This is a genomic window from Burkholderia sp. BCC1998, assembly GCF_905339875.1.
Lineage (GTDB): Bacteria > Pseudomonadota > Gammaproteobacteria > Burkholderiales > Burkholderiaceae > Burkholderia.
The window spans coordinates 110696-132100 of sequence record NZ_CAJPHE010000007.1; the positions used below are offsets into that span (position 1 = coordinate 110696).

General features: G+C 70.4%; 20 protein-coding genes. 13 read left to right on the forward strand and 7 right to left on the reverse strand.

Going from position 1 to position 21405, the window contains the following annotated elements:
* Positions 1-2: 2 nt before the first annotated feature.
* From U5A56_RS14785 to U5A56_RS14800, 4 genes are read left to right on the forward strand one after another with little or no spacing between them, the layout of a single operon-like run.
* Positions 3-1748, forward strand: coding sequence for a carbamoyltransferase (locus U5A56_RS14785; protein ID WP_124521809.1), 1746 nt, complete (start codon positions 3-5; stop codon positions 1746-1748).
* Complete coding sequence (locus U5A56_RS14790; protein ID WP_044843354.1) at positions 1745-2746, forward strand: glycosyltransferase family 2 protein; 1002 nt, start codon at positions 1745-1747, stop codon at positions 2744-2746. Before U5A56_RS14785 ends, U5A56_RS14790 begins: the two co-directional genes overlap by 4 nt.
* Positions 2743-3819, forward strand: a complete 1077-nt coding sequence (locus tag U5A56_RS14795) for a glycosyltransferase family 9 protein (RefSeq protein ID WP_321923066.1) — start codon at positions 2743-2745, stop codon at positions 3817-3819. The genes U5A56_RS14790 and U5A56_RS14795 overlap by 4 nt, the downstream gene beginning before the upstream one ends.
* Positions 3809-4759, forward strand: coding sequence for a glycosyltransferase (locus U5A56_RS14800; protein ID WP_124521681.1), 951 nt, complete (start codon positions 3809-3811; stop codon positions 4757-4759). Before U5A56_RS14795 ends, U5A56_RS14800 begins: the two co-directional genes overlap by 11 nt.
* A gap of 26 nt (positions 4760-4785) precedes the next feature.
* On the opposite strand, the gene U5A56_RS14805 is transcribed toward U5A56_RS14800, so the two are convergent.
* Positions 4786-5868: a sigma-54 interaction domain-containing protein gene (locus tag U5A56_RS14805; RefSeq protein WP_124666131.1), complete on the reverse strand. Its 1083-nt coding sequence runs from the start codon at positions 5866-5868 to the stop codon at positions 4786-4788.
* 348 nt (positions 5869-6216) lie between these two features.
* Between U5A56_RS14805 and U5A56_RS14810 the strand changes: the two genes are divergently transcribed.
* A complete protein-coding gene (locus U5A56_RS14810) occupies positions 6217-7584 on the forward strand; it encodes a sigma-54-dependent transcriptional regulator (protein WP_044843358.1) in 1368 nt (455 codons plus the stop codon).
* A 17-nt stretch (positions 7585-7601) separates the two neighbouring features.
* Here U5A56_RS14810 and U5A56_RS14815 read toward each other — a convergent pair whose 3' ends face one another.
* On the reverse strand, positions 7602-8525 hold the full coding sequence (locus U5A56_RS14815) for a glycosyltransferase family 2 protein (RefSeq protein ID WP_124485781.1): 924 nt from the start codon (positions 8523-8525) through the stop codon (positions 7602-7604).
* On the reverse strand, positions 8504-9211 hold the full coding sequence (locus U5A56_RS14820; RefSeq protein WP_321923069.1) for a PIG-L deacetylase family protein: 708 nt from the start codon (positions 9209-9211) through the stop codon (positions 8504-8506). Before U5A56_RS14820 ends, U5A56_RS14815 begins: the two co-directional genes overlap by 22 nt.
* 103 nt (positions 9212-9314) lie before the next feature.
* Between U5A56_RS14820 and U5A56_RS14825 the strand changes: the two genes are divergently transcribed.
* Positions 9315-11615: an ATP-binding protein gene (locus U5A56_RS14825; protein ID WP_321923071.1), complete on the forward strand. Its 2301-nt coding sequence runs from the start codon at positions 9315-9317 to the stop codon at positions 11613-11615.
* A 73-nt stretch (positions 11616-11688) separates the two neighbouring features.
* Here the strand turns inward: U5A56_RS14825 and U5A56_RS14830 are convergent, their stop codons facing one another.
* Both U5A56_RS14830 and U5A56_RS14835 read right to left on the reverse strand, forming a co-directional pair.
* On the reverse strand, positions 11689-12735 hold the full coding sequence (locus U5A56_RS14830; RefSeq protein ID WP_321923296.1) for a UDP-glucuronic acid decarboxylase family protein: 1047 nt from the start codon (positions 12733-12735) through the stop codon (positions 11689-11691).
* On the reverse strand, positions 12735-14051 hold the full coding sequence (locus U5A56_RS14835; RefSeq protein ID WP_044843363.1) for a glycosyltransferase family 4 protein: 1317 nt from the start codon (positions 14049-14051) through the stop codon (positions 12735-12737). The genes U5A56_RS14830 and U5A56_RS14835 overlap by 1 nt, the downstream gene beginning before the upstream one ends.
* 241 nt (positions 14052-14292) lie before the next feature.
* Between U5A56_RS14835 and U5A56_RS14840 the strand changes: the two genes are divergently transcribed.
* From U5A56_RS14840 to U5A56_RS14870, 7 genes are all read left to right on the forward strand, one after another.
* Complete coding sequence (locus U5A56_RS14840; protein WP_044843364.1) at positions 14293-14715, forward strand: BON domain-containing protein; 423 nt, start codon at positions 14293-14295, stop codon at positions 14713-14715.
* 25 nt (positions 14716-14740) lie between these two features.
* Positions 14741-15769 carry an SDR family oxidoreductase gene (locus U5A56_RS14845; RefSeq protein ID WP_044843365.1) on the forward strand — a complete coding sequence of 343 codons (1029 nt, stop codon included), beginning with the start codon at positions 14741-14743 and terminating at the stop codon, positions 15767-15769.
* Positions 15770-15807: 38 nt separating this feature from the next.
* Complete coding sequence (locus U5A56_RS14850; RefSeq protein ID WP_044843366.1) at positions 15808-16107, forward strand: DUF2795 domain-containing protein; 300 nt, start codon at positions 15808-15810, stop codon at positions 16105-16107.
* Between the two features lie 67 nt (positions 16108-16174).
* Positions 16175-16741, forward strand: coding sequence for a hypothetical protein (locus U5A56_RS14855; protein WP_124485785.1), 567 nt, complete (start codon positions 16175-16177; stop codon positions 16739-16741).
* Between the two features lie 127 nt (positions 16742-16868).
* On the forward strand, positions 16869-17726 hold the full coding sequence (locus U5A56_RS14860) for an SDR family oxidoreductase (RefSeq protein WP_044843368.1): 858 nt from the start codon (positions 16869-16871) through the stop codon (positions 17724-17726).
* 28 nt (positions 17727-17754) lie between these two features.
* Entirely contained in the window at positions 17755-18369 is a 615-nt protein-coding gene (locus U5A56_RS14865) for a DUF4142 domain-containing protein (RefSeq protein ID WP_124528750.1), read from the forward strand.
* A gap of 59 nt (positions 18370-18428) precedes the next feature.
* Positions 18429-19040: a DUF892 family protein gene (locus tag U5A56_RS14870; protein ID WP_044843370.1), complete on the forward strand. Its 612-nt coding sequence runs from the start codon at positions 18429-18431 to the stop codon at positions 19038-19040.
* A 131-nt stretch (positions 19041-19171) separates the two neighbouring features.
* On the opposite strand, the gene U5A56_RS14875 is transcribed toward U5A56_RS14870, so the two are convergent.
* Positions 19172-20494 (reverse strand): Nramp family divalent metal transporter, encoded by a 1323-nt coding sequence (locus U5A56_RS14875; protein WP_321923075.1) that lies wholly within the window; start codon positions 20492-20494, stop codon positions 19172-19174.
* Positions 20491-21150 carry a UdgX family uracil-DNA binding protein gene (locus U5A56_RS14880; RefSeq protein ID WP_321923077.1) on the reverse strand — a complete coding sequence of 220 codons (660 nt, stop codon included), beginning with the start codon at positions 21148-21150 and terminating at the stop codon, positions 20491-20493. Before U5A56_RS14880 ends, U5A56_RS14875 begins: the two co-directional genes overlap by 4 nt.
* Positions 21151-21405 lie beyond the last annotated feature (255 nt).

Sequence of the window (21405 nt, forward strand, 5' to 3'; positions counted from 1 at the left end):
GCATGCCTGCTCCGACCTATACGCTCGGCATCAATGCCGCCTTTCACGACAGCGCCGCATGCCTCGTGCGCGACGGCGCGGTGATCGCGGCGGCCGAGGACGAACGCTTCACGCACGTGAAGCACGCGAAGCGGCCGGTGCCGTTCTCGACTTGGGAGCTGCCGTTTCACGCGATCGACTATTGTCTGGCGGAAGCGGGCATCGCGCTCGCGGACGTCGACCATGTCGCGTATTCGTACGATCCGTGGCTCGAACTGGACCGTCACGGCGACGCGCCCGAGCTGACGCTGCCGCTCGCACCGTCCGCGCATGCGCGGCGTGCCGACGGCGCATCGCCGTGGCATCCGTTGTTCCTGTCGTCGATCGTGAACGCGCCGCGCCAGCTCGCGGGCGGCGCGCCGCACCACCTGCAGCGGCGCTTTCGCGGCGTCGCGCACGACGGGCCGTTTCGCTGGCATTTCATCGAGCACCATCTCGCGCACGAGGCGAGCGCGTTTCTCGCGGCGCCGTACGAGCACTGCGCGGTGATGACGATGGACGGGCGCGGCGAACGCGCGACGACGAGCTACGGCGTGTTCGACGGCCAGTCGTACCGGCGGCTCGGCCAGGTCAACCTGCCGCATTCGCTCGGCCTGCTGTACGAGCGCGTGACGCGCTACCTCGGCTTCCTGCATTCGTCGGACGAGTACAAGGTGATGGCGCTCGCGTCGTACGGCAAGCCGGTGTTCGCGGACGCGATGCGCAAGCTGGTGAGCTACAACGGCGACGGGCGCTACGAGGTTGCCGACGGCGATCTCGTCGCGCTGTTCGGCGCGCCACGCGAGCGCGGCGGACCGATCGAGCCGCATCACTGCGACATCGCGCATGCGCTGCAGCTGGTGCTCGAGGAAACGACGCTGCAGGCGGTCGACTGGCTCGCGGCGGAGAGCGGCGAGCAGCAGCTCGCGATGGCGGGCGGCGTCGCGCTGAACTGCGTGATGAACGCGAAGATCCGCGATCGCGGCCCGTTCGACGACGTGTGGGTGCAACCGGCGGCAGGCGACGCGGGCACCGCGCTCGGCGCCGCGCTGTGGACCGATTTCCGGATGCGCGGGATGCGCGGCGACTGGCGGATGGATCACGCGTATCTCGGGCCGTCGTACGGCGACGATGCGATCGAGGCGTTCCTGAAGGAAGCGCGGCTGCCGTACCGGCGGCTCGCGGACGTCGCCAGCCAGACGGCCGCGCTGCTCGCGGCAAACCGCGTGATCGGCTGGTTCCAGGGCCGCATGGAGTTCGGGCCGCGCGCGCTCGGTGCCCGCTCGATCCTCGCATCGCCGATCGATCCGGACATGCAGCGCAAGCTGAACCGGATCAAGGATCGCGAGGACTTCCGGCCGGTTGCGCCGGTCGTGCTCGAAAGCCACGCACACCACTGGTTCAACGGCGGGCGGCGCACGCCGCTGCGCGCGCCGTTCATGCTGTTCGTGTACGACATCGCGCCCGGCGCCGAGGCGACGATTCCGGCGGTGCGCCACATCGACGGCACCGCGCGCGTGCAGACCGTCGACGCACACCAGCATCCGCTGCTGCATGCGCTGCTGTCCGAGTTCGACGCGCTGACCGGCGTGCCGGTGCTCGTCAACACGTCGTTCAACACGCGCGGCGAACCGATCGTCTGCACGCCGCGCGACGCGCTCGAGTGCTTCTGGACTTCGCCGCTCGACGCGCTCGTGATCGGTTCGTTCCTGCTGGAGAAGCCGAGATGAACATGCGCGACACGCAACTGCCGCCGGTCGTGTCGGTCGTCGTGCCGACGTACCGGCGGCCCCGCCTGCTCGAACGCTGCCTCGACGCGCTGTGCGCGCAGGTGTTCGATCCGACCACCTACGAGATCGTCGTCGTCGACGACGACCCGGCCGGCAGCGCATGGGAAACCGTCGACGCGTGTCGTGCGCGCATGACCGACGTGCCGGTGATCCGCTACATGACCGCGCCCGATACGCAGGGGCCGGCGGGCGCGCGCAACATCGGCTGGCGCAGCGCGCGCGGCGCGCTGATCGCGTTCACCGACGACGACACGATTCCCGATCCGACCTGGCTGCGCCACGGCGCGGCCGCGCTGCTGGCCGAACCGTCGGCGGCGGCCGCGGCCGGGCGCATCGACGTGCCGCTGCGAGCGCGCCCGACCGACCACGAGCGCGACGCGGCCGGCCTCGCGCATGCGGAATTCGCGACCGCGAACTGCTTCGTGCGGCGCGCGGCGCTGGAGCGCGTCGGCGGATTCGACGAGCGCTTCACGCGCGCATGGCGCGAGGACGCCGACCTGATGTTCGCGCTGCGCGAGCACGCGGGGCCGATCGTCGGCGTCGATGCCGCGCGGATCGTGCATCCGGTGCGTCCCGCGCGCTGGGGCGCGAGCATCGGCCAGCAGTCGAAGGTGTATTTCGACGCGCTGCTGTACAAGAAGCATCGCGCGACCTACCGGCGTCATATCCGCGCGATGCCGCCGTGGAATTACTACGCGGCCGTGTTGTTCGCGCTCGGCGCGCTCGGCTGTTTCGCGGCCGGATGGCGCGTGCCGGGCATCGCGTGCGCGACGGCCTGGGCCGTGATCACGGCCGCATTCTGCGCGAAGCGGCTGCGCGGCACGCGGCTCACGCCGTCGCATGTCGCCGAGATGATCGTCACGTCGATCGCGATCCCGCCCGTGTCGCTGTACTGGCGCGTGCGCGGTGCGCTCCACTTCCGGGTGTTCTTCCTATGATGCTCGAATCCGTTTCGTCGTCCGGTCCGATGCGCATCGCGGTGTTCCGCGCGCTGCAGCTCGGCGACATGCTGTGCGCGGTGCCGGCGCTGCGCGCGCTGCGGCGCGGCGAGCCGGATGCGCGCATCACGCTGATCGGCTTGCCGTGGGCGCGCGAGTTCGCATCGCGCTTCTCGGACTACATCGACAATTTCATCGCGTTTCCCGGCGCGCCGGGCCTCGGCGAGCAGCCGGACGCCGAGCCGGCCGCGCGCGAGGCGTTCGTCGCGGAATGCCGCGCGCGCGACTTCGATCTCGCGATCCAGCTGCACGGCAGCGGCGTGCAGACCAACGCGATCGTCGCGTCGCTCGGTGCGACGCGCACCGCCGGTTTCGTGCCGCCCGACGGCGGCAAGACCGCGCTCGACTGTGCGCTCGTGTGGCGCGACGGCGAGCCCGAGGTCACGCGCTACCTGGCGCTGACCCGCAAGCTCGGCTATCCGGACTGGGGCGACTACCTGGAATTTCCGCTGGGCGGCCTCGACTATGCGCTGTGGCACGTGCTGTGCGACGAGCATGCGCTCGATCCGGGCCGCTACGTGATCGTTCATCCGGGCGCGCGGATGGCGTCGCGGCGCTGGCCGGTCGAGCGTTTCGCGAGCGCGGCACGGCAGCTCGCGGACGACGGCTGGCAGATCGTATTGACCGGCACGCGCGCGGAACTCGCGCTGGCCGGCGCGTTCGTCGAACATCTCGCGCGGCCGTGCGTGAACCTGTGCGGGCGCACGCCGCTCGGCGCGCTGGCCGCGCTGATCGGCCGCGCGCGGCTCGTGCTGTGCAACGACACGGGCGTGTCGCATGTCGCGGCGGCGTTCGGCACGCCGAGCATCGTCGTCGCATGCGGCAGCGACACGGCCCGCTGGGCGCCGCTCGACGCCGAACGCCATCGCGTGCTCGCGCACTATCCGGCCTGCCGGCCGTGCGCGTTCGACACCTGTCCGTACGGGCACGAGTGCGCGACGGCGATCGGCGTCGACGACGTGATGGAGCGGGCGGGCAAGCTGCTCGCGGAGGAGAGACGTCATGTCACGTAAGCGCTTGCGCGTGCTCACCTGGCACGTGCATGGCAACTATCTGTATTACCTGTCGCAGGCGCCGCACGATTTCTACATCGTGACGAAGCCGCAGCATCCGCCCGGTTACGCGGGTCGGGTCGGGCACCTGCCGTGGGGCGACAACGTGTACGAGGTGCCCGTCGAGTGCGTGCGCGACACCGAGTTCGACTGCGTGCTGTACCAGCATCACAATCACTACGCGCACGACCGGTTGCGGCTCCTGAGCGACGCGCAGCGCGCGCTGCCGGCGCTGTTCGTCGAACACGATCCGCCGCGCGAGCACCCGACCGACACGCTGCACCCTGTGCAGGACCCGAACGTGTTGCTGGTGCACGTGACGCCGTTCAACGCGCTGATGTGGGACAGCGGCGTCACGCCGACGCGCGTGATCGAGCACGGCGTGCTGCTGCCCGACGGTGTCGAGTATCGCGGCACGCTGCCCAAGGGCGTGACGGTCGTGAACCACCTCGCGCGACGCGGGCGGCGTCTCGGCGCCGACCTGTTCGAGACCGTGCGTCACAGCGTGCCGCTCGATCTGGTCGGGATGGGCTCGGCCGAACTCGGCGGCATCGGCGAGGTGCCGAATCCGGCGCTGCCGCAGTTCCTGTCGCACTACCGCTTCTTCTTCAATCCGATCCGCTACACGAGCCTCGGGCTCGCGGTGATCGAGGCGATGATGATCGGGCTGCCGATCGTTGCGCTCGCAACGACGGAGATGGCGCAGCTCGTGAGGAGCGGCTGCAACGGGGTCGCCGATACGCGGCCTGCCGTGTTGATCGACGCGATGCGCATGCTGCTCCGCGATCCGGATCTCGCGCGCGAGTGGGGCGCGGCGGCGAAGCGCGACGCGTGCGAGCGGTTCGGGATCGAGCGGTTCGTGCGCGAGTGGGACAGCGCGTTGTGCGACGTCGCGGCGTAGACCGGGCGGCCGCCGTCGCGGCCCGGTTACGGGTTCGTTGCGCCCGGCGGCATGCCGGCGCTCGGGCTGCCGGCCGCACCGTCGGCACCGGCGGTGCCGCTTGCGCCGCTTGCGCTGCCCGCGGCGGGCGTCGGCGCAGCCGCGCCGCTCGCCGCGTTGCGCTCGTGTTCGGGCAACAGCGCGAGCCGGTTGTACAGCGTCTTCAGGCTGATGCCGAGCGCCTTCGCGGTGCGCGGCTTGTCGCCGTTGAAATGGCGCAGCGACGCGACGATGAAGCGCTGCTGCGTATGCGCGAGCGTCGTGCCGATATGGAGCGTCATCGCGTTGTGACGTACCTCCTCGCGCGGCGGCTGGCGGCGCGGCAGCTGCAGTTCGATCTGCTCGTCGGCGAGAATGAACGCGCGCTCCAGCGCGTTGCGCAGCTCGCGCACGTTGCCGGGCCACGTATAGGCGCGCAGCGCCTTCATCGCCTGCAGCGACAGACGCTTGCGCGTGCGATGCCGCGCATTCAGCCGCTCGACGATCTGCAGCGCGATGTCGCCGACGTCGTCCTCGCGCTGCCGCAGCGCGGGCACGTGCAGCGCGATCGTCGCGATCCGGTAGAACAGATCCTCGCGCAGCCGGCCGCTGCGCACGGCCTCGACCGGATCGTGATGGGTGGCCGCGACGATCCGCACGTCGAGCGGAATCGCTTCGTGACCGCCGACGCGCACGATCGTGTTCGTCTCCAGCGTGCGCAGCAGTTTCACCTGCAATTCCGCCGGCATTTCCGCGATTTCGTCGAGAAACAGCGTGCCGCCGCGCGCGGCTTCGAACATGCCCACATGTTGCGCGATCGCGCCGGTGAAGCTGCCTTTTTCATGTCCGAACAAATGGGATTCCGCGATGTCCTTCGGAATCGCCCCGCAGTTGACGGGCACGAACGGCCCGCGCCGGCGCGGGCTCATGTCGTGGATGAGCCGCGCGACGATGTCCTTGCCGGCGCCGCTCTCGCCGACCACCAGGACGCTGACGCGCGTCGCGGCGACACGCGCTACCTTCAGCAGCAGGTCCTGAATCGTTGGCGAGCGGCCGAACAGCCGCGCGCCGTCATCGTCGGATTTCGACATGAGTGTATCGAGTTGGAAGTATTGACCGAAATCGTCGAGGAGCAGGCGAAAAAATGACCGCCACGCATCATTTTTTCATGTGGAAAGCATACCTTTTATGCCCGTTTCGCCGGATTGAATCTGGCAATGCGGTGGTCGACGACAGATAGATTTATTCGATGATCGGCGAAGGCACGACACACTTCTTCTATACTTCTAGGCACGCGTTTGTCACTGCAGGACAGCTAATTTGCTCATTCGTGTGCGGTGCGGATGTGCCGCCGGGTTCCGGCGTCGTACCCCGCATCGCACGCCCGCCGCGGTTTCGGCCGACGCCTTGCGCCCGGGCCGCACCCACCAGGAGCTTCGATGCCTTATGTCCTGATCGTCGAAGACGACGCCGATACGCGAACGATGCTCGCGACCCTCGCGCAAGCGCAGCAGCTTGCATGCGACACGGCCGCGACGCTCGAAGAAGCGCGCACGCTCGTCTCGACGCACACTCCCGATCTCGTGTTGTGCGATCTCGTGCTGCCGGACGGCAACGGCATGGATCTGTTCGACGCGTTGCCGAAGCGCGCGCATTGCGAAATGGTGCTGACCACCGGTCACGCGAGCCTCGAAACCGCGATCGACGCATTGCGGCGCGGCGCGACCGACTATCTGGTGAAGCCGATCAACATGCAGCGGCTGAACAGCATCTTCGCGCGCGTGCCGCGCACCACCGCACTGCATGAGGAAATCGCCGAACTGCGCTCCGAACTGAAGCGTCTCGGCCGCTTCGGCCGGATGCTCGGCAGCTCGCCCGCGATGCAGGCCGTCTACGATGCGATCGGCCGCGTCGCGCGCACCGAGGCGTCGGTGCTGCTCACCGGCGAGTCGGGCACCGGCAAGGAACTCGCCGCGCAGACGGTGCACGACCTGAGCCTGCGCCGCCGCGGCCCGTTCCTCGCGGTGAACTGCGGCGCGATCGCCGCGAATCTCGTCGAGAGCGAGATGTTCGGCCACGACCGCGGCAGCTTCACCGGCGCCGAGCGGCAGCACAAGGGCTTCTTCGAACGCGCGGACGGCGGCACGCTGTTCCTCGACGAAATCACCGAGATGCCGGTCGAATCGCAGGTCAAGCTGCTGCGCGTGTTGGAAACCGGGCGGCTCACGCGGCTCGGCTCGACGCGCGAGATCGACGTCGACGTGCGCATCGTCGCGGCGACCAACCGCGATCCGGAAGCCGCGATGGCCGACGGCAAGCTGCGGCCCGACCTCTATCACCGGATCAACGTGTTCCCGATTCCGCTGCCGTCGCTGAGCGAGCGCGGCGACGACATCCCGATGCTCGCCGACGCGTTCCTGCAGCACTACAACGAGGAAAGCGGCCGCAATCTGCGCTTTGCGCCCGCCGCGCGCGAAGCGCTGAAGTCCTACGCATGGCCCGGCAACGTGCGCGAGCTGCGCAACTTCGTGCAGCGCGCGAGCATCTTCGCCGACGCGGACGTGATCGACACGCTGCCGCCGCCGATCATGGACGAACTGTCGAACATGGTCGACGCGCACGAGGATCGCGTGACGGTGCCGTTCGGCACGCCGCTCGAGGAAGTCGACCGCAAGCTGATTCTCGGCACGATCGCGAAATGCGGCGGCGTGAAGGCACAGGCGGCCGAAGTGCTGGACGTGAGCCTGAAGACGATCTACAACCGGCTCGCGCAACTGGAAGACGAAGCGGAAAAACCGGACTCCTGATGTCGTGCCGGGCGCGCTCATGCGCGCCCGCCCGCGCGGCGACGCGCGTCGTCGTCGAGCCGGCGGCGCATGCGTTCGACGTGCGGCGGCAGCGCGCACCGTTCGCGCAGGATCCACGGCAGGCCCGCGAAGGCGGGCACGATGCCGCGTTCGCGCCACAGGCGCGGCAGCATGCGGACGGTATGCGCGAGCGCGGCGCGGGCCGGCCATCTGAGCCACGCGGTCCACACCGCGTTGCGGGCGGACACGCTCGCGCGCGTCTGCACGTCGCGTTGCTTCGAAGGGTAATGATGAACCGTCAGACGCGGTGCATAGACGAGCCACGCGCCCGCGCGATACAGGTCGAGCGCGAGCAGCGCTTCCTCGCCGCCGAGGAAGTAGCGCGGATGATAGCCGCCCGCGGCCACGAACGCGTCGCGCCGGAATGCGCTCGCGCCGGCCAAGAGCCCGAGGATCGGGCGGCCCGGCAGCGCGACGGGCGCATCGAGCGGGCTGTCGGCCATCAGCCGGCAGGTCGGGTCTTCGCGCCGGTCGGGGCCGACCAGCACGCGCGCGGTGACGGCCGCGACATGCGGGTACGCATCGAGCAGGTTCGCGGCTTCGGCGAGCGAGCCGGGCGCCCACCACGTGTCGTCGTCGCAGAACGCGACGTGGCGCGTGCGGGCGACGGCCGCGCCGAGATTGCGGCCGGCGGCCCCGAGATTGGCCGGCGCATGCACCAGCGTCGCATGAGGAAAGCGGCTGTGCATGAGCGCCGCGGTCGCGTCGTCCGAGCCGTTGTCGACGACGACGATCGCCGGCCGGTCGGGCAGCGCGGAGAGCCGCGCCAGCGTGCGCGCGAGCTCCATCGAGCGCCGGCAGGTCAGCACCACCGCGGTCACGCGTGGTTCGCGCGGCGGCAGCACGACACGCGCGGGCGTCACGCGGACGTGCCGTCGCATTCGAGCCGCCAGTATGTTTCGGGTTCACGGAGATCGGCACGCATATGAGGCTCCAACAGCGCAATCTGGCTCGCATACGCGTCGACGGCGGCGGCCTTCGCAGCCGCCGTGTCCATGCCGTTGCCGGCCGGCGCGCCGACCGGGTGGCCGATCCAGCCGTGCTCGCGCCAGCCGGTCACGCGCCGGGCCATCAACCCGTCGATCCGCCGGTACGGCACATCCTCGTAGAAGCGCCACACGCGCGCTGCGCCGCCGGCCCGGTCGTGATCGCGCAGCAGCGCCAGCACGGCCTGCTGAACCTGCAAGTGATCGCGATGGAACAGGCCGGCCGGCGCCAGCACGCCGAAGCCCGGATGCGCGTCGATCACGTCGGCCACGCGCGCGGCGATTGCCGCCGACGCGGCCGGCGTGCCGTACTGGTCGTCGAGGAAGTCGAGCCAGACGGGCCGCGCATCGAGCAGCGCGAGCGCATGACGGTCCTCGTCGCGGCGCGTGCGCATCGCGTCGTCGGCCGTGCGGAATCCCGCGCGACGGTCCCACGGCGGCGCGGCCGTACCGTGTTCGGGAATGCCCGCGAACACCGTGACGACGACCGAGCCCGGTGCCTGCGCGAGCAGCTGCCCGCAACTGAATACGGCGTCGTCGAGGTGCGGCGAGATGACGAGCCAGCGTGTCGGAGCGGTCATGGTGTGAAGGTCTCCCAGGTCAGCACAGGCGGCCGAGCAGGTGACGTGCCCGTCCGGCTGCGCGTGGCCGGCTGCCGCCGGTGGGTCGGCAGGAGCGTGTCCGATGTTTGAATTTGCACGGCCGCAGGTCGGAAATTACGCAACCGCCGTGATGTTCGTCGCGATCGCCACCGTGCTGCAGGCGCTGGCGATCCGCTTCGGCGGCGTGAACCTGTCGCTGATCCTGTACTACCCGATGCTGGCCGGCGCGGCCTGGGTGACGTCGTTCCTGTTCGGGATCGTGTCGACCGTGGTCAGCGGGCTGCTGATCTGGACGCTGTTCCTGTCCGATCCGGCCGCGTACACCGGGCCGCTGTCGGCCCGGCTCGTGCAGCTCTTCGTCTTCCTGCTGGTCGGCATGCTGGTCTGCGCGGGCGCAGCGATGCTGCACCACGCGCGGCTCACGAACGACGTCGCGCGCCGGCGTGACGCGGCCGCGCGGCGGCAGCTCGAAGCCGTGCTGCAGTCGCTGCCGCACGGTGTGATCGCGACCGACGGGAAAGGCCGGGTGACTTACCTGAATGCGGTGGCGGCCGAGCTGGCAGGCTGCGGCGTGGACGAGGCGACGGGCCGGCCCGTGCGCGACGTGCTGCGCCTGTTCGATCACGACGGCCGGCGCGTGCAGGCGACGCCGCTCGAGCGGGCGCTCGGCGGCGCGCATGCGTTGTCCGACCGGCACTGGCTGCACGGCGCCGCCGGCAGCACGCCGGTGCCGATCGCCGAGGCGGCGGCGCCGATCGCCGATGCGGACGGCAACATCGACGGCGCGGTGCTGCTGTTCTGCGATGCCGGCGTGGCGCGCGCGCGCGCCGACAAGTCGCGGCTGCAGCTCGCGGTCGTCGAGGCATCGCCGGACGCGATCGTCGGCGTCGACGGCGAGGGCCGCATCGTCAGCTGGAACCCGGCCGCGCAGCGGATCTTCGGGTACGACGAGTCCGAGGCCTACGGGCGCCCGTTCGAATCGCTCGTCGCGATGCGCTGGCTGCAGCGCAATCCGTTGGCCGAAACGTTCGACGCGATGCGCGAACCGGTCGGCCCGCTCGAACTGCTGTGCGTGCGCCGCGACGGCCGGCGCTTTCGCGCAACGGTGTCCGCATGCCCGGTGCGCGGCGACCTGCGCGCCAGCGTCGCGCTGTCGCTGCGCGAGACCGGCGCGCAGCGCCGCCGCGACCTGCGCGCGCACCGCTCGCTGCAGGGCGCGCGCGACGCGCGCGACCAGGCCGATACGTCGAACCGCCTGAAGGACGAATTGCTCGCGACCGTGTCGCACGAACTGCGCACGCCGCTGAATGTGATCTACGGCTGGGTCGAGGTGCTGCGCAATTCGCGCGAAGACGGATTGCAGCAGCAGGCGATCGACGCGATCGATCGCAGCGCGCGTTCGCTCACGCGCATGGTCGGCGACATCCTCGACGCATCGTCGCTCGCGACCGGCAAGCTGCGGATCGATTCGATGCCGGTGGACGTGGTGCGGCTGTTCGCCGATGCGACGGGGACGTTCCAGACGGCCGCGTCGTCGGCCGGCATCGCGCTCGAATTCGACTGCGCCACGTCCGCATGCGTGGTGTCGGGCGACGCGGAGCGCTTGCGGCAGATGCTGTCGAACCTCGTGTCGAACGCGCTGAAATTCACGCCGGCCGGCGGCGCGGTGACGGTCACGCTGTCGCGCGACGCCGGGCACGCGATGCTGACCGTCGCCGATACCGGGCAAGGCATCGCGCCGGATTTCATCCCGTACGTGTTCGACATGTTCCGCCGCGCGGAAGAGTCGCCTGCCTCGTCGCGGCGCGGGCTCGGGCTCGGCCTGTCGATCGTGCGGCATATCGCCGAGCTGCACGGCGGCACGGTCAGCGTCGCAAGCCCGGGCCGCAATCGCGGCGCCACGTTCACCGTGACGTTGCCGGCCGGCTGGCAGCCGGCGGGGGCGATGGCGTGGAGCGTCACGCCGGACGACGTCGCGCGCGGTACGCCGATGCTCGAGTCGCAGCGCATCCTGATCGTCGACGACGACCCGACCACGCGTGCGAGCCTGACCGCCGCGCTGGCAACGCTCGGTGCGGTCGTCGCGGTCGCGTCGTCGGGCCGTGACGCGCTCGCCATCGTCGCGGAGGTGAAGCCGACCGTCGTGCTGTCCGATCTGGCGATGTCCGACGGCGACGGCTTCTGGCTGCTCGATGCATTGCGCCGCGGCGGCGCGAACGGCGGCAGCCCGCCCAACCTGCGCGTGCTCGCGGTCACCGCGCACGCGGGCCTCGGCGACGAACGCCGCGCGCTCGAAGCGGGCTTCGACGGTTATCTGTGCAAGCCGGTCGACGTGCGCGAGCTGGCCCGCCGCATCGCGCGCGTGACGACGCGCGACGGCTGATGCGCGTCGGCCGATGCGCGGCGCCCGTCGCCCCGGGCGCGCGACGACGCAGCGTCGTGTCACGTCGTGCCGTTCACGTCGCCGCCCCCGGCCGGTTCCGTGTGCTGATCTGCGCGAGCATGTGCGACGCGATCCGCGTGCTGCGCACGAGATCGCCCGGCGTGTGATTCGCGACCTGCCGATGGATGAAATACCGCGCGGTATGCGCGAGCCCGCTCGCGAGCGGCGTCGTCGCGCGCCAGCCGAGGCGCCGGTGCGCGGCGTCGAGATCGGGCCGGCGCTGACGCGGATCGTCGGACGGCAACGGACGGAACTCGATCGCGACCGTCGCGCCGACGATCCTCACGACCTCGCGCGCCACGTCGATCATCGCGATCTCGTCGTCGCTGCCGAGGTTCACCGGCTCGCAGGCGTCGCCGGGTTCGTCCATCAGCCGGAGCAGCGCATCGACCATGTCGTCGACATAGCAGAACGAGCGCGTCTGCCTGCCGTCGCCGTAGACGGTCAACGCTTCGCCGGCCAGCGCCTGCGTGATGAAGTTCGACACGACGCGCCCGTCGGCCGGATGCATGCGCGGCCCGTACGTGTTGAAGATCCGCGCGATCCGCACGTCGACGCCGTACTGGCGGTGATAGTCCATGAACAGCGTTTCCGCGCAGCGCTTGCCTTCGTCGTAGCACGCGCGGATGCCGATCGGGTTCACGCGGCCGCAGTAGCGCTCGTCCTGCGGATGCACGTCGGGGTCGCCGTACACTTCGCTCGTCGATGCCTGCAGGATGCGCGCCTTCACGCGCTTCGCGAGGCCGAGCAGGTTGATCGCGCCGTGCACGCTGGTCTTGGTCGTCTGCACCGGGTCGCGCTGATAGTGCACGGGGGACGCCGGGCATGCGAGGTTGTAGATTTCATCGACCTCGACGTACAGCGGAAACGTCACGTCGTGCCGCATCAGCTCGAAGTTCGGCGCATCGCGCAGGTGCGCGATGTTGTCCTTCGCGCCCGTGTAGAAATTGTCGACGCACAGCACGTCGTGCCCGGCCGTCACGAGGCGTTCGCACAGATGCGAACCGAGAAACCCGGCGCCGCCGGTGACGAGTACCCGTTTGCGATCGTAGCCCTTCATCATGCATTCTCCTTGCGGTGGGCGAGTACGCCCGGCGTGGTCGCGACGGGCGTGCGGCGGCTGCCGGCCGCCGTGCCGGCACGTTGCGGATGCGCGACGTCGCGGTAGATGTCGACGAGGCGGTCGGTCACGCCGCGCCATGTGTAGAAGCGGTGGGCGCGCAGATAACCGGCCCGACCGAGTGCATCGCACAGCGCCGGTTGCGCGCGCAGCTGAACGAGCCGCCCGGCGAGCGCGGCCGGATCGCGCGGCGGCACCAGGTAGCCGGTGACGCCGTCGTCGACCGTCGTGCGGATGCCGCCGACGTCGCTGCCGATCACCGGCGCGGCACATGCCATCGCCTCGACCGGCGTGATGCCGAACGGCTCGTACCACGGCGTCGTCACGAAGACGTCCGCCGCGCTGTAGTACAGGTGCAGCGCGTCGCGCTCGCGCCGGCCCACGAACGTCACGCGTTCCGCGATGCCGGCGTCGTGCGCGAGCGCGGCGAGGCGTGCGAGTTCCGGATCGCGCGCCGGGTCGGGCGTCGCATGGCTGCCGCCGACGATGTAGAGCCGCGTCGGCCGGTTCGGGTCGCGTGGCATCCGCGCGAGCGCGTCGATCACGGTGTCGATGCCCTTGCGCGGCACGAGCCGCCCGAGCTGCAGCACGACGAATGCATCGTGGGGCCAGCCGAGCCGCGCACGCGCATCGACGCGCGGCACCGGCCGGAATTCACCCGCATCGAACCCGCAGGGCACGATCTCGATGCGCGCGGCATCGGCGCGATAGTGCGTGGTCAGGTCGAGCGCATCCTGCGGGCACTCGGCGATCAGCCGGTCCGAGCGGCGCGCGAGCGTGTCCTCGATCGCGAAGCGTTCGTCGGGGAAGCCGTCGGCCGCGCCCTGATGCAGCCGGCGCACGCGGCCGAGCGCATGGAACGTCATGACGAGCGGGATCCCGAGACGCTGCTTCACGCGCAGCGCGGCCTCGCCCGACATGAAGAAGTTCGCGTGCATCACGTCGACCGGGTCGGGCTCGCGCCGCATGCGCGCGGTCATGTAGTCCGCGAACGCACCCATGTACGGCAGCAGCCGTTCCTTCGGCACGGCGGCGGGCGGCCCGGCCGGTACGTGGATCACGCGCATGCGCGGGCCGATCTGCACGACTTCCGGCAGGTGCGGATCGTCGCAGCGGGTGTAGACGTCGACGTCGAGGTCGCGCTCGGCCAGCTGCTTCGCGACGTTCGCGACGTAGATGTTCTGGCCGCCCGCGTCCACGCCGCCGATCACCCCCAGCGGTGACGCATGTTCACTGATCAACGCGATTCTTTGCATGGTATTGCTCCCGAGGTCGGGGCCGCGCCGGCGAGCCCCGTTGCGTCCCTCTGCGGCAATCGCCATGCCCGTCACTTTGCGGGCGGCACGCCCGGCCCAGGTGCCGAAAAAATTACAACGGGTTGGATGAAAGGGCGTCCGATCGGCGGGCCGCGCGGGGATGCGGCCGGTTGCGCGCGGCACGCGATTTGCGACACCCGGACGTCCGCCGGCCACGCCGGCCTCACGATAGGAGGTCACGATGAAGGTATTCCCGCTGCAAGCCCGCGCACCGCGATTCCGCCGTCATCCCGCCAGCCGTCTCGGCATGGCGGTCGCGATCGCCGCGGCCACCGCCTGTATCGCCGTCGCGCCGAACGTGTTCGCCGCCGGAGACGACGGCTCGGCATCGTCATCCATGTCGTCGTCGTCATCGTCGTCGATGACGCATTCGAGCACCGGCACGAAAATCCGCGACGCGACCATCACGACCAAGGCGAAGGCCGAGCTGGTCGGCACGAGCGGCCTGTCGGCCGGCGACATTCACGTGAAGACGCGTCACGGCGTCGTGATGCTGACCGGCAGCGTGCCGGACGAGCAGCAGCGCACGCAGGCCGTCGGCGTGGTCAGGCAGATCGACGGCGTGCAGGACGTGCGCGACCAGCTGACCATCCGCCCGAAATAACCGGCCCCGCAGAAGGAGTCCAGTGATGAACTGCATGCTCAAACCGGTCGGCGAGCAGACGATCGTGATCACGGGCGCCACCAGCGGCATCGGCCTCGTCACCGCGCGCAAGGCGGCACGGCGCGGGGCGAAGCTGGTGCTGTTCGCGCGCAACGCGGACGCGCTGAACACGCTGTGCGACGAAATCCGCCAGCACGGCGGCCTCGCGGTGCCGGTCGCCGGCGACGTCGGCATTCTCGAGGACCTGCAGCGCGCGGCCGCGACGGCGGCCGATACCTATGGCGGCTTCGACACCTGGGTCAACAACGCGGGCGTGTCGATCTTCGGCACGGCGGCGGCGGTGCCGCTCGAGGATCAGCGCCGGCTGTTCGACACCAACTACTGGGGTGTCGTGCACGGCTCGCTCGTCGCGTCGGATCATTTCCGGCGCAAGAGCGATTTCCACGGCGGCGCGATCATCAACATGGGCAGCGAGGCGTCCGACGCGCCGGTGCCGCTGCAGAGCGCGTATGCGGCATCGAAGCACGCGGTGAAGGGTTTCACCGATTCGCTGCGCCTCGAGCTCGAGTCCGATCGCCTGCCGGTGTCCGTCACGCTGATCAAGCCGGCCGCGATCGACACGATGTTCGTGATGCACGCGAAGAACTACATGAACGTCGAGGCGCGGCTGCCGCCGCCGATCTACGACCCGGAGCTCGTCGCCGACGCGATCCTGTTCGCGGCGGCGCACCCGCGCCGCGCGCTGTTCGTCGGCGGTGCCGCGAAGCTCACGTCGGCCGGCGCGTATCACGCGCCGCGCCTGTTCGATCGCATCGCGGCCACGCTGTTCTCGCGCGGCCAGCGCACGGTGCGCCCCGCGCGACCGCGCGACGACAACGCGCTGTACGAGTCCCGCCATGCGCTGCACGAGCGCGAAGGGATGGACGGGCCCGTGCTGCGCGCTTGCGCATACAACGCGGTGGTGCAGCGGCCGAAGGTCGCGGGCGCGGTCGCGCTGGGCGCGGCGGCGCTGATGGTTGCCGCGTTCGCGCGGTCGCGGCGCAGCCCGACGTAATGGCGTGCCTTTCCGTTTTTCAATCGAAGGAGGTTTCCATGTCATCCCGACAACATACGGGCCACGAATACAGCCACGCGCGCGCGCATGAAGGCGAGCGCGAGCAGCAGGATCACGACAAGGGCGGCCACCAGAGCGGGCACGGCAAGGCGCCGAGCCCGGTCGACGTGCAGAAGGCGCTGAAGGGGATGGACTATCCGGCGAGCAAGGCGGAGGTGGTCGAGTGCGCGGAGCGCTCGCACGCCGACCCGCGCGTACTCGACATGCTCAGGCAGATCCCCGACCGGGAATACGGCACGCCGGCATCGGTATCGAAGGAACTCGGGCGGCTGATGTGAGCGCCCCCGCGTCGCGTCGCGCCCGCGCTCGCGTGTGCGGCACCCTACGGCCACGAGGAGCACGACCATGGCGATGATCGTCGCAGGCCGCTTCACGACGTTCGATGAAGCGGAAGGTGGGGCGCGCCACCTTTACGAGCGCGCGTTCGGCCCGGACGACGTGTCGATCTTCTTCCTGAACCCGGGCGGCCAGCACGCGCGCTTTCCGATCGGCGGCGACGTGTATGCCGATACGGCCGCGAAGCCCGGCGGGCGCGGCGCGCTGGTCGGCGCGCTGCGCGGGCTGCTGATCGGCGCGATCGTCGGGCTGATCGTCTATGCGTTCGGCGTGCGCTACTGGTTCGTGCCGGCCGCCGGTGCGCTCGCCGGTGCCTATCTCGGTGCGTTCGGCGGCGCGCTCGGCCGGATGCGCGGCGAGCAGGCCGAAGGCAAGGGCGCGCTCGCGAAGACCGAAACCGGCGTGATCCTGGCCGCGCGCGTGACGTCGACGACCGCGGCTACCGCGGAAGACGTGCTGCGTGCGACCGGTGCGCAAGCGATCGAACGTGTCGAAGGCGACTGGCAGGACGGCGAATGGCGCGACTTCGATCCGGTGCGCCGGCCGGACGGCACGACGCAGGGCACGCCGCGCTGAGCATGCCGTTTCTGCACGCGCTTGCAACGCGGCGTGCGGCGCGCGGGCATCGCGCGTGCACCGGGCCGGGCCGCCGCGCGGCATGCCGCTTGCGACGTCTCGCCGACACCCGTTCAAGGAGGAACCCATGACGACGGCAAAGACCCTGCCACCCCAGGAACAGGCCCGGCAGCCGGGCACCGAGCGGGACATGCATCCGAAGCCGCGCGACGAGGCGGCCGACTACGTCGGCAGCGGCAGGCTCGCCGGCAAGGTCGCGCTCGTGACGGGCGGCGACAGCGGGATCGGCCGCGCGGTCGCGATCGGTTTCGCGAAGGAGGGCGCGGACGTCGCGATCGTCTACCTGAACGAGTCGGACGATGCCGCGCACACGAAGCGCCTGATCGAGCAGGCGGGCCGGCGCTGCGAGGCCATCGCTTGCGACGTCGGCGACCGCCGGCAGGCGCGCGACGCCGTCGCGCGCACGGTCGAGCGGCTGGGGCGCCTCGACGTGCTGGTCAACAACGCGGGCGAACAGCATCCGCAGCCGGGCATCGAGGACGTGACCGAGGAACAGCTCGAGCGCACGTTCCGCACGAACGTGTACGGCATGTTCTTCTGCACGCAGGCCGCGCTGCCGCACATGAAAGCGGGCGGGCGCATCGTCAACACCGCGTCGGTGACCGCGTATCACGGCAGCCCGAAGCTGCCCGACTACTCGGCGACCAAGGGCGCGATCGTCGCGTTCACGCGTTCGCTGTCGATCGAGCTGGCCGAGCGCGACATTCGCGTGAACGCCGTCGCGCCGGGGCCGATCTGGACGCCGCTGATCCCGTCGACCTTCACCGCCGAACAGGTCGCGACGTTCGGCTCGAACGTGCCGCTCAAGCGGCCGGGGCAGCCGGACGAGCTGATCGGCTGCTATGTGCTGCTCGCGTCGGACGGCGCGAGCTACATGACGGGACAGACCTTGCATCCGAACGGCGGCTCGATCGTCGGCGGGTGACGATGCCCGCCACACCAGGAGAAAGCGCATGAAACAACCCAACTGGACGATCGCGGCGCTCGCCGCGGGCGTACTCGCCATGGCGGGGCTCGCGCAGGCACAGGCGCCGAGCGAGCCGCCCGCGTCGAATTCGCATGTGCCGGGCGGCGTGATCAACCCGTCGTCGGGCGCCGCCGGCGCGGGCGATCCGGGCATCGCGAAGGCGCCGCAGCGCGGCGATGCGGAATTCGTCGACAAGGCCGCGCTGGCCGGCAAGGCCGAAGTGCAGGCGAGCCAGCTCGCGTTGAAGCAGGCGCAGTCGCCGGACGTGCGCGCGTTCGCGCAACGCATGGTGGCCGACCACGGCAAGGCGAACGCGAAGCTCGACGAGGTCGCCGCGCGCGCGGGCATGAAGCCGCAGGTCGAGCAGATCCACGACCCGGACGTCGAAGCGCTGCGCGGCAAGAGCGGACACGACTTCGACACGGCGTATGTGGCCGCGGCCGGCCCGGACGCGCACAAGAAGGCGGTCGCGCTGTTCGAAGACGAGGCGCGCGGCGGCCAGGACGCGCAGCTGCGGGCGTTCGCGACCGCGGCGCTGCCGACGCTCAGGCATCACCTGAGCATGGCGGAAGCACTCCAGCGCAAGGTGGGCGCGCAGTAACGCGTGCCCGGTTCAACCCCAGGGCCGCGCGGGCGGCCCGTTTTTTCGGAGAAGCAGTCATGGGCCAACGGCAATCGAAGCACGAAGGCATCCTGGCGTTGCTGTGCCAGGCATACGAAACCGAGCTCGGCGGCGCGAAGATCTACGAGGCCGCGCTCAAGTGTGCGACCGACGAGGACCTGCACAAGGAATGGGAGAAGTACCACCGCGAAACGATGCATCACCAGGAAGTGCTGCGCAAGGTATTCGACACGCTCGGCCTCGATCCGGATACGCAGTCGCCGGGGCGCGCCGCCGTGGCGGCGACCGGCAAGTCGCTCGTCCAGGTGATCGAGCAGGCGAAGAAGCAGGCCGACCCGGCGGTCGCGCAGATCGTCGCGGCCGAGTGCGTGGTGCTCGCCGAGACGAAGGACCACCTGAACTGGGAGCTGATCGGCTATGCGGCCGACCAGCTGCGCGATCGCGACGCGGCGAAGGCGCTGAAGGCCGCGCACGACGAGGTGGAGGCGGACGAGGACCATCACCTGTATCACACCCGCGGCTGGGCGCGCGAGATGTGGATCGACTCGATGGGCTTCAAGGCGGTGCTGCCGCCGCCGGAGGAAGTGAAGAAGGTCGAGTCGGCGGCCGATGCGGCGCGGGCCGAAAAGTCGCGCGGCAAGATGATGTGACGCTGCCGGTCGGGCAACCGGGCGACGCCGCTCGCGCGGCGTGCCCGGTTGTCACCCGACCCTCAGGGTCGTTCGCTTTCCGCGCCGTCCGTCACGCGTGAACGGTTGCAAGCGCAACCATGCCGTCCAGATCAGTTCAGCATGTCCGCGGCCATCACGACCACCGATGCCGCCATCAGCGCGACCGCCAGCCACCCGAACACCTTCGACGCGATGCCGCTGCCCGGCTGGCCGGCCGCATCGCGCCGCTGCGACAGCAGCATCACGAGCACCAGCATCGGCACCGCCGCGACGCCGTTGAGCACCGCGCTCCAGTACAACGCCTTGATCGGATCGACCGGGCTGAAGCAGATTGCGATGCCGACGATCACGCAGCCGGCCAGTACCGCATAGAACGCGGGTGCGCGCCGCACCGGCTCGTTCAGCCCTTCGCGGAACCGCCACGCCTCCGCGCAACCGTATGCGGCGCTGCCCGCGAACGCGGGGATCGCGAGCAGCCCGCAGCCGACGATGCCGAACGCGAACACGACGAATGCCGCCTCGCCGGCGATCGGGCGCAGCGCCTCGGCAGCCTGCGCGGTGGAGCCGATGTCGTGCTTGCCGTGCGAGAAGAACACCGCCGCGCCGATCACCATGATGCAGAACGACACCGCGTTGGTGACGATCATCCCGGTCCAGGTGTCGAACGTGATGCGCCGCCCGGTTTCACGGCGCGCGCGGGGCGTGCACGCGGTGTCGCCGTTGCGGCGCTCGGCCTGGGTTTCCTCGACTTCGAGCGCGGCCTGCCATACGAACAGGTACGGGCTCAGTGTCGTGCCGAGCACCGCGACCGCCGTGGTCGCATAGTCGTGCCTGAACGCGATGTGCGGCAGGACGATCGCGTGCAGCAGGCCGCGCCAGTCGATGTGCACGAAGCCGAGTTCGAGCACGTAGGCGAGCAGGCCGAACGTCATCCATTTGAGCCAGCGCGCGTAGCGTTCGTAGGACAGCAGCACCTGCAGCGCGAGCGACGCGATGCCGTAGACGGGCGCATACCAGTAGCTGCGGCCGCCGGCGACGAGCGCGGTCGCATCACCCATCGCGGCGAGGTCGGCGCCGACGTTCACGACATTGACGATCACCACCATGACGATCAGGGCCTTGGCGAGGCGGCTGGAGAACTGCTCGCGGATGCCGGCCACGAGGCCTTCGCGGTTGGCGCGCCCGATGAATGCCGCCGCGAGCTGCACGGCCACCATCATCGGCAGCGTGATCACGATCATCCACAGCATGTGGAAGCCGAACTGGCTGCCGGCCTGCGCATAGACGGCGACGTTGCTCGGATCGGCGTCGGACGCGCCCGCGAGCAGGCCGGGGCCGAGCCGACGGTACCAGGGCTTCGCGGCGGTGGTGGCGGCCGGGTCGGTTGTGGCGGCCGGGGTGTCGCGCGACGCGCCGCCGCGCAGGTTGCTCATTCGGCGTCTCCGGATGCCTCGTGCGCGCCGCCGTTGCCGCGCGCGAGGCGCGACGCGGTGCGCAGCGCGTCGACGAGCGTCCGGTACGCATGCTCGCGCGAATCGGCGCCGCGCGTGCGCAGCACGTAGGACGGGTGATAGGTCGCGACGACGAGACAGCCGTCCGGCGAGCGCACCGGCTTGCGCATGCGCTCCACCGTCGCGTCGTTGTCCTGCAGCACCGCGCGCAGCGCCGTCGCGCCGAGCGCGACGATCACGCGCGGGCTCACCGCGTCGAGCTCGCGTTCGAGCCAGTAGCGGCAGGCGGCGACCTCGCGCTGCGCGGGCGTCTTGTGCAGCCGCCGCTTGCCGCGCGGTTCCCATTTGAAGTGCTTGACCGCGTTGGTCAGGTAGACGCTCGTGCGTGCAATGCCGGCCTCGTCGAGCGCGCGATCGAGCATGCGGCCCGCCGCGCCGACGAACGGGATGCCCGCGCGGTCCTCCTGGTCGCCCGGCTGTTCGCCGACCAGCATGATGCGCGCGTCGACGGGCCCGGCGCCGGGCACCGGCTGCGTCGCATGTTCCCACAATGCGCAGCGGCGGCAGGCGTCGAGCGTGGCCGGTGTGTCGGCGGCGGCCGGGACCGACGCCGGTTTCGTGCTCGCGTCGCGCTTCATGCCAGTCCTCCGGTGCAGGCCGACGCCGCGCGCGCGAAGCGGCATGCTCGGGCGCGCGCGACAGGCCGATCGAAGGCGTTGCCGGGGCGGAACATCGGCAGTGTGTGCATCGGCGGCTCCCGTATCGACGATATCGACGAGATGCAGCAACCGGCATGCCGCGTGCGGTCGCGATGGACGCGTCGTGGGTCGGGGCCGCATACGGTGATGGCGGGGGACAGGGGATCCAAGCGGCCCCCGGCGATGCTCCAGCCG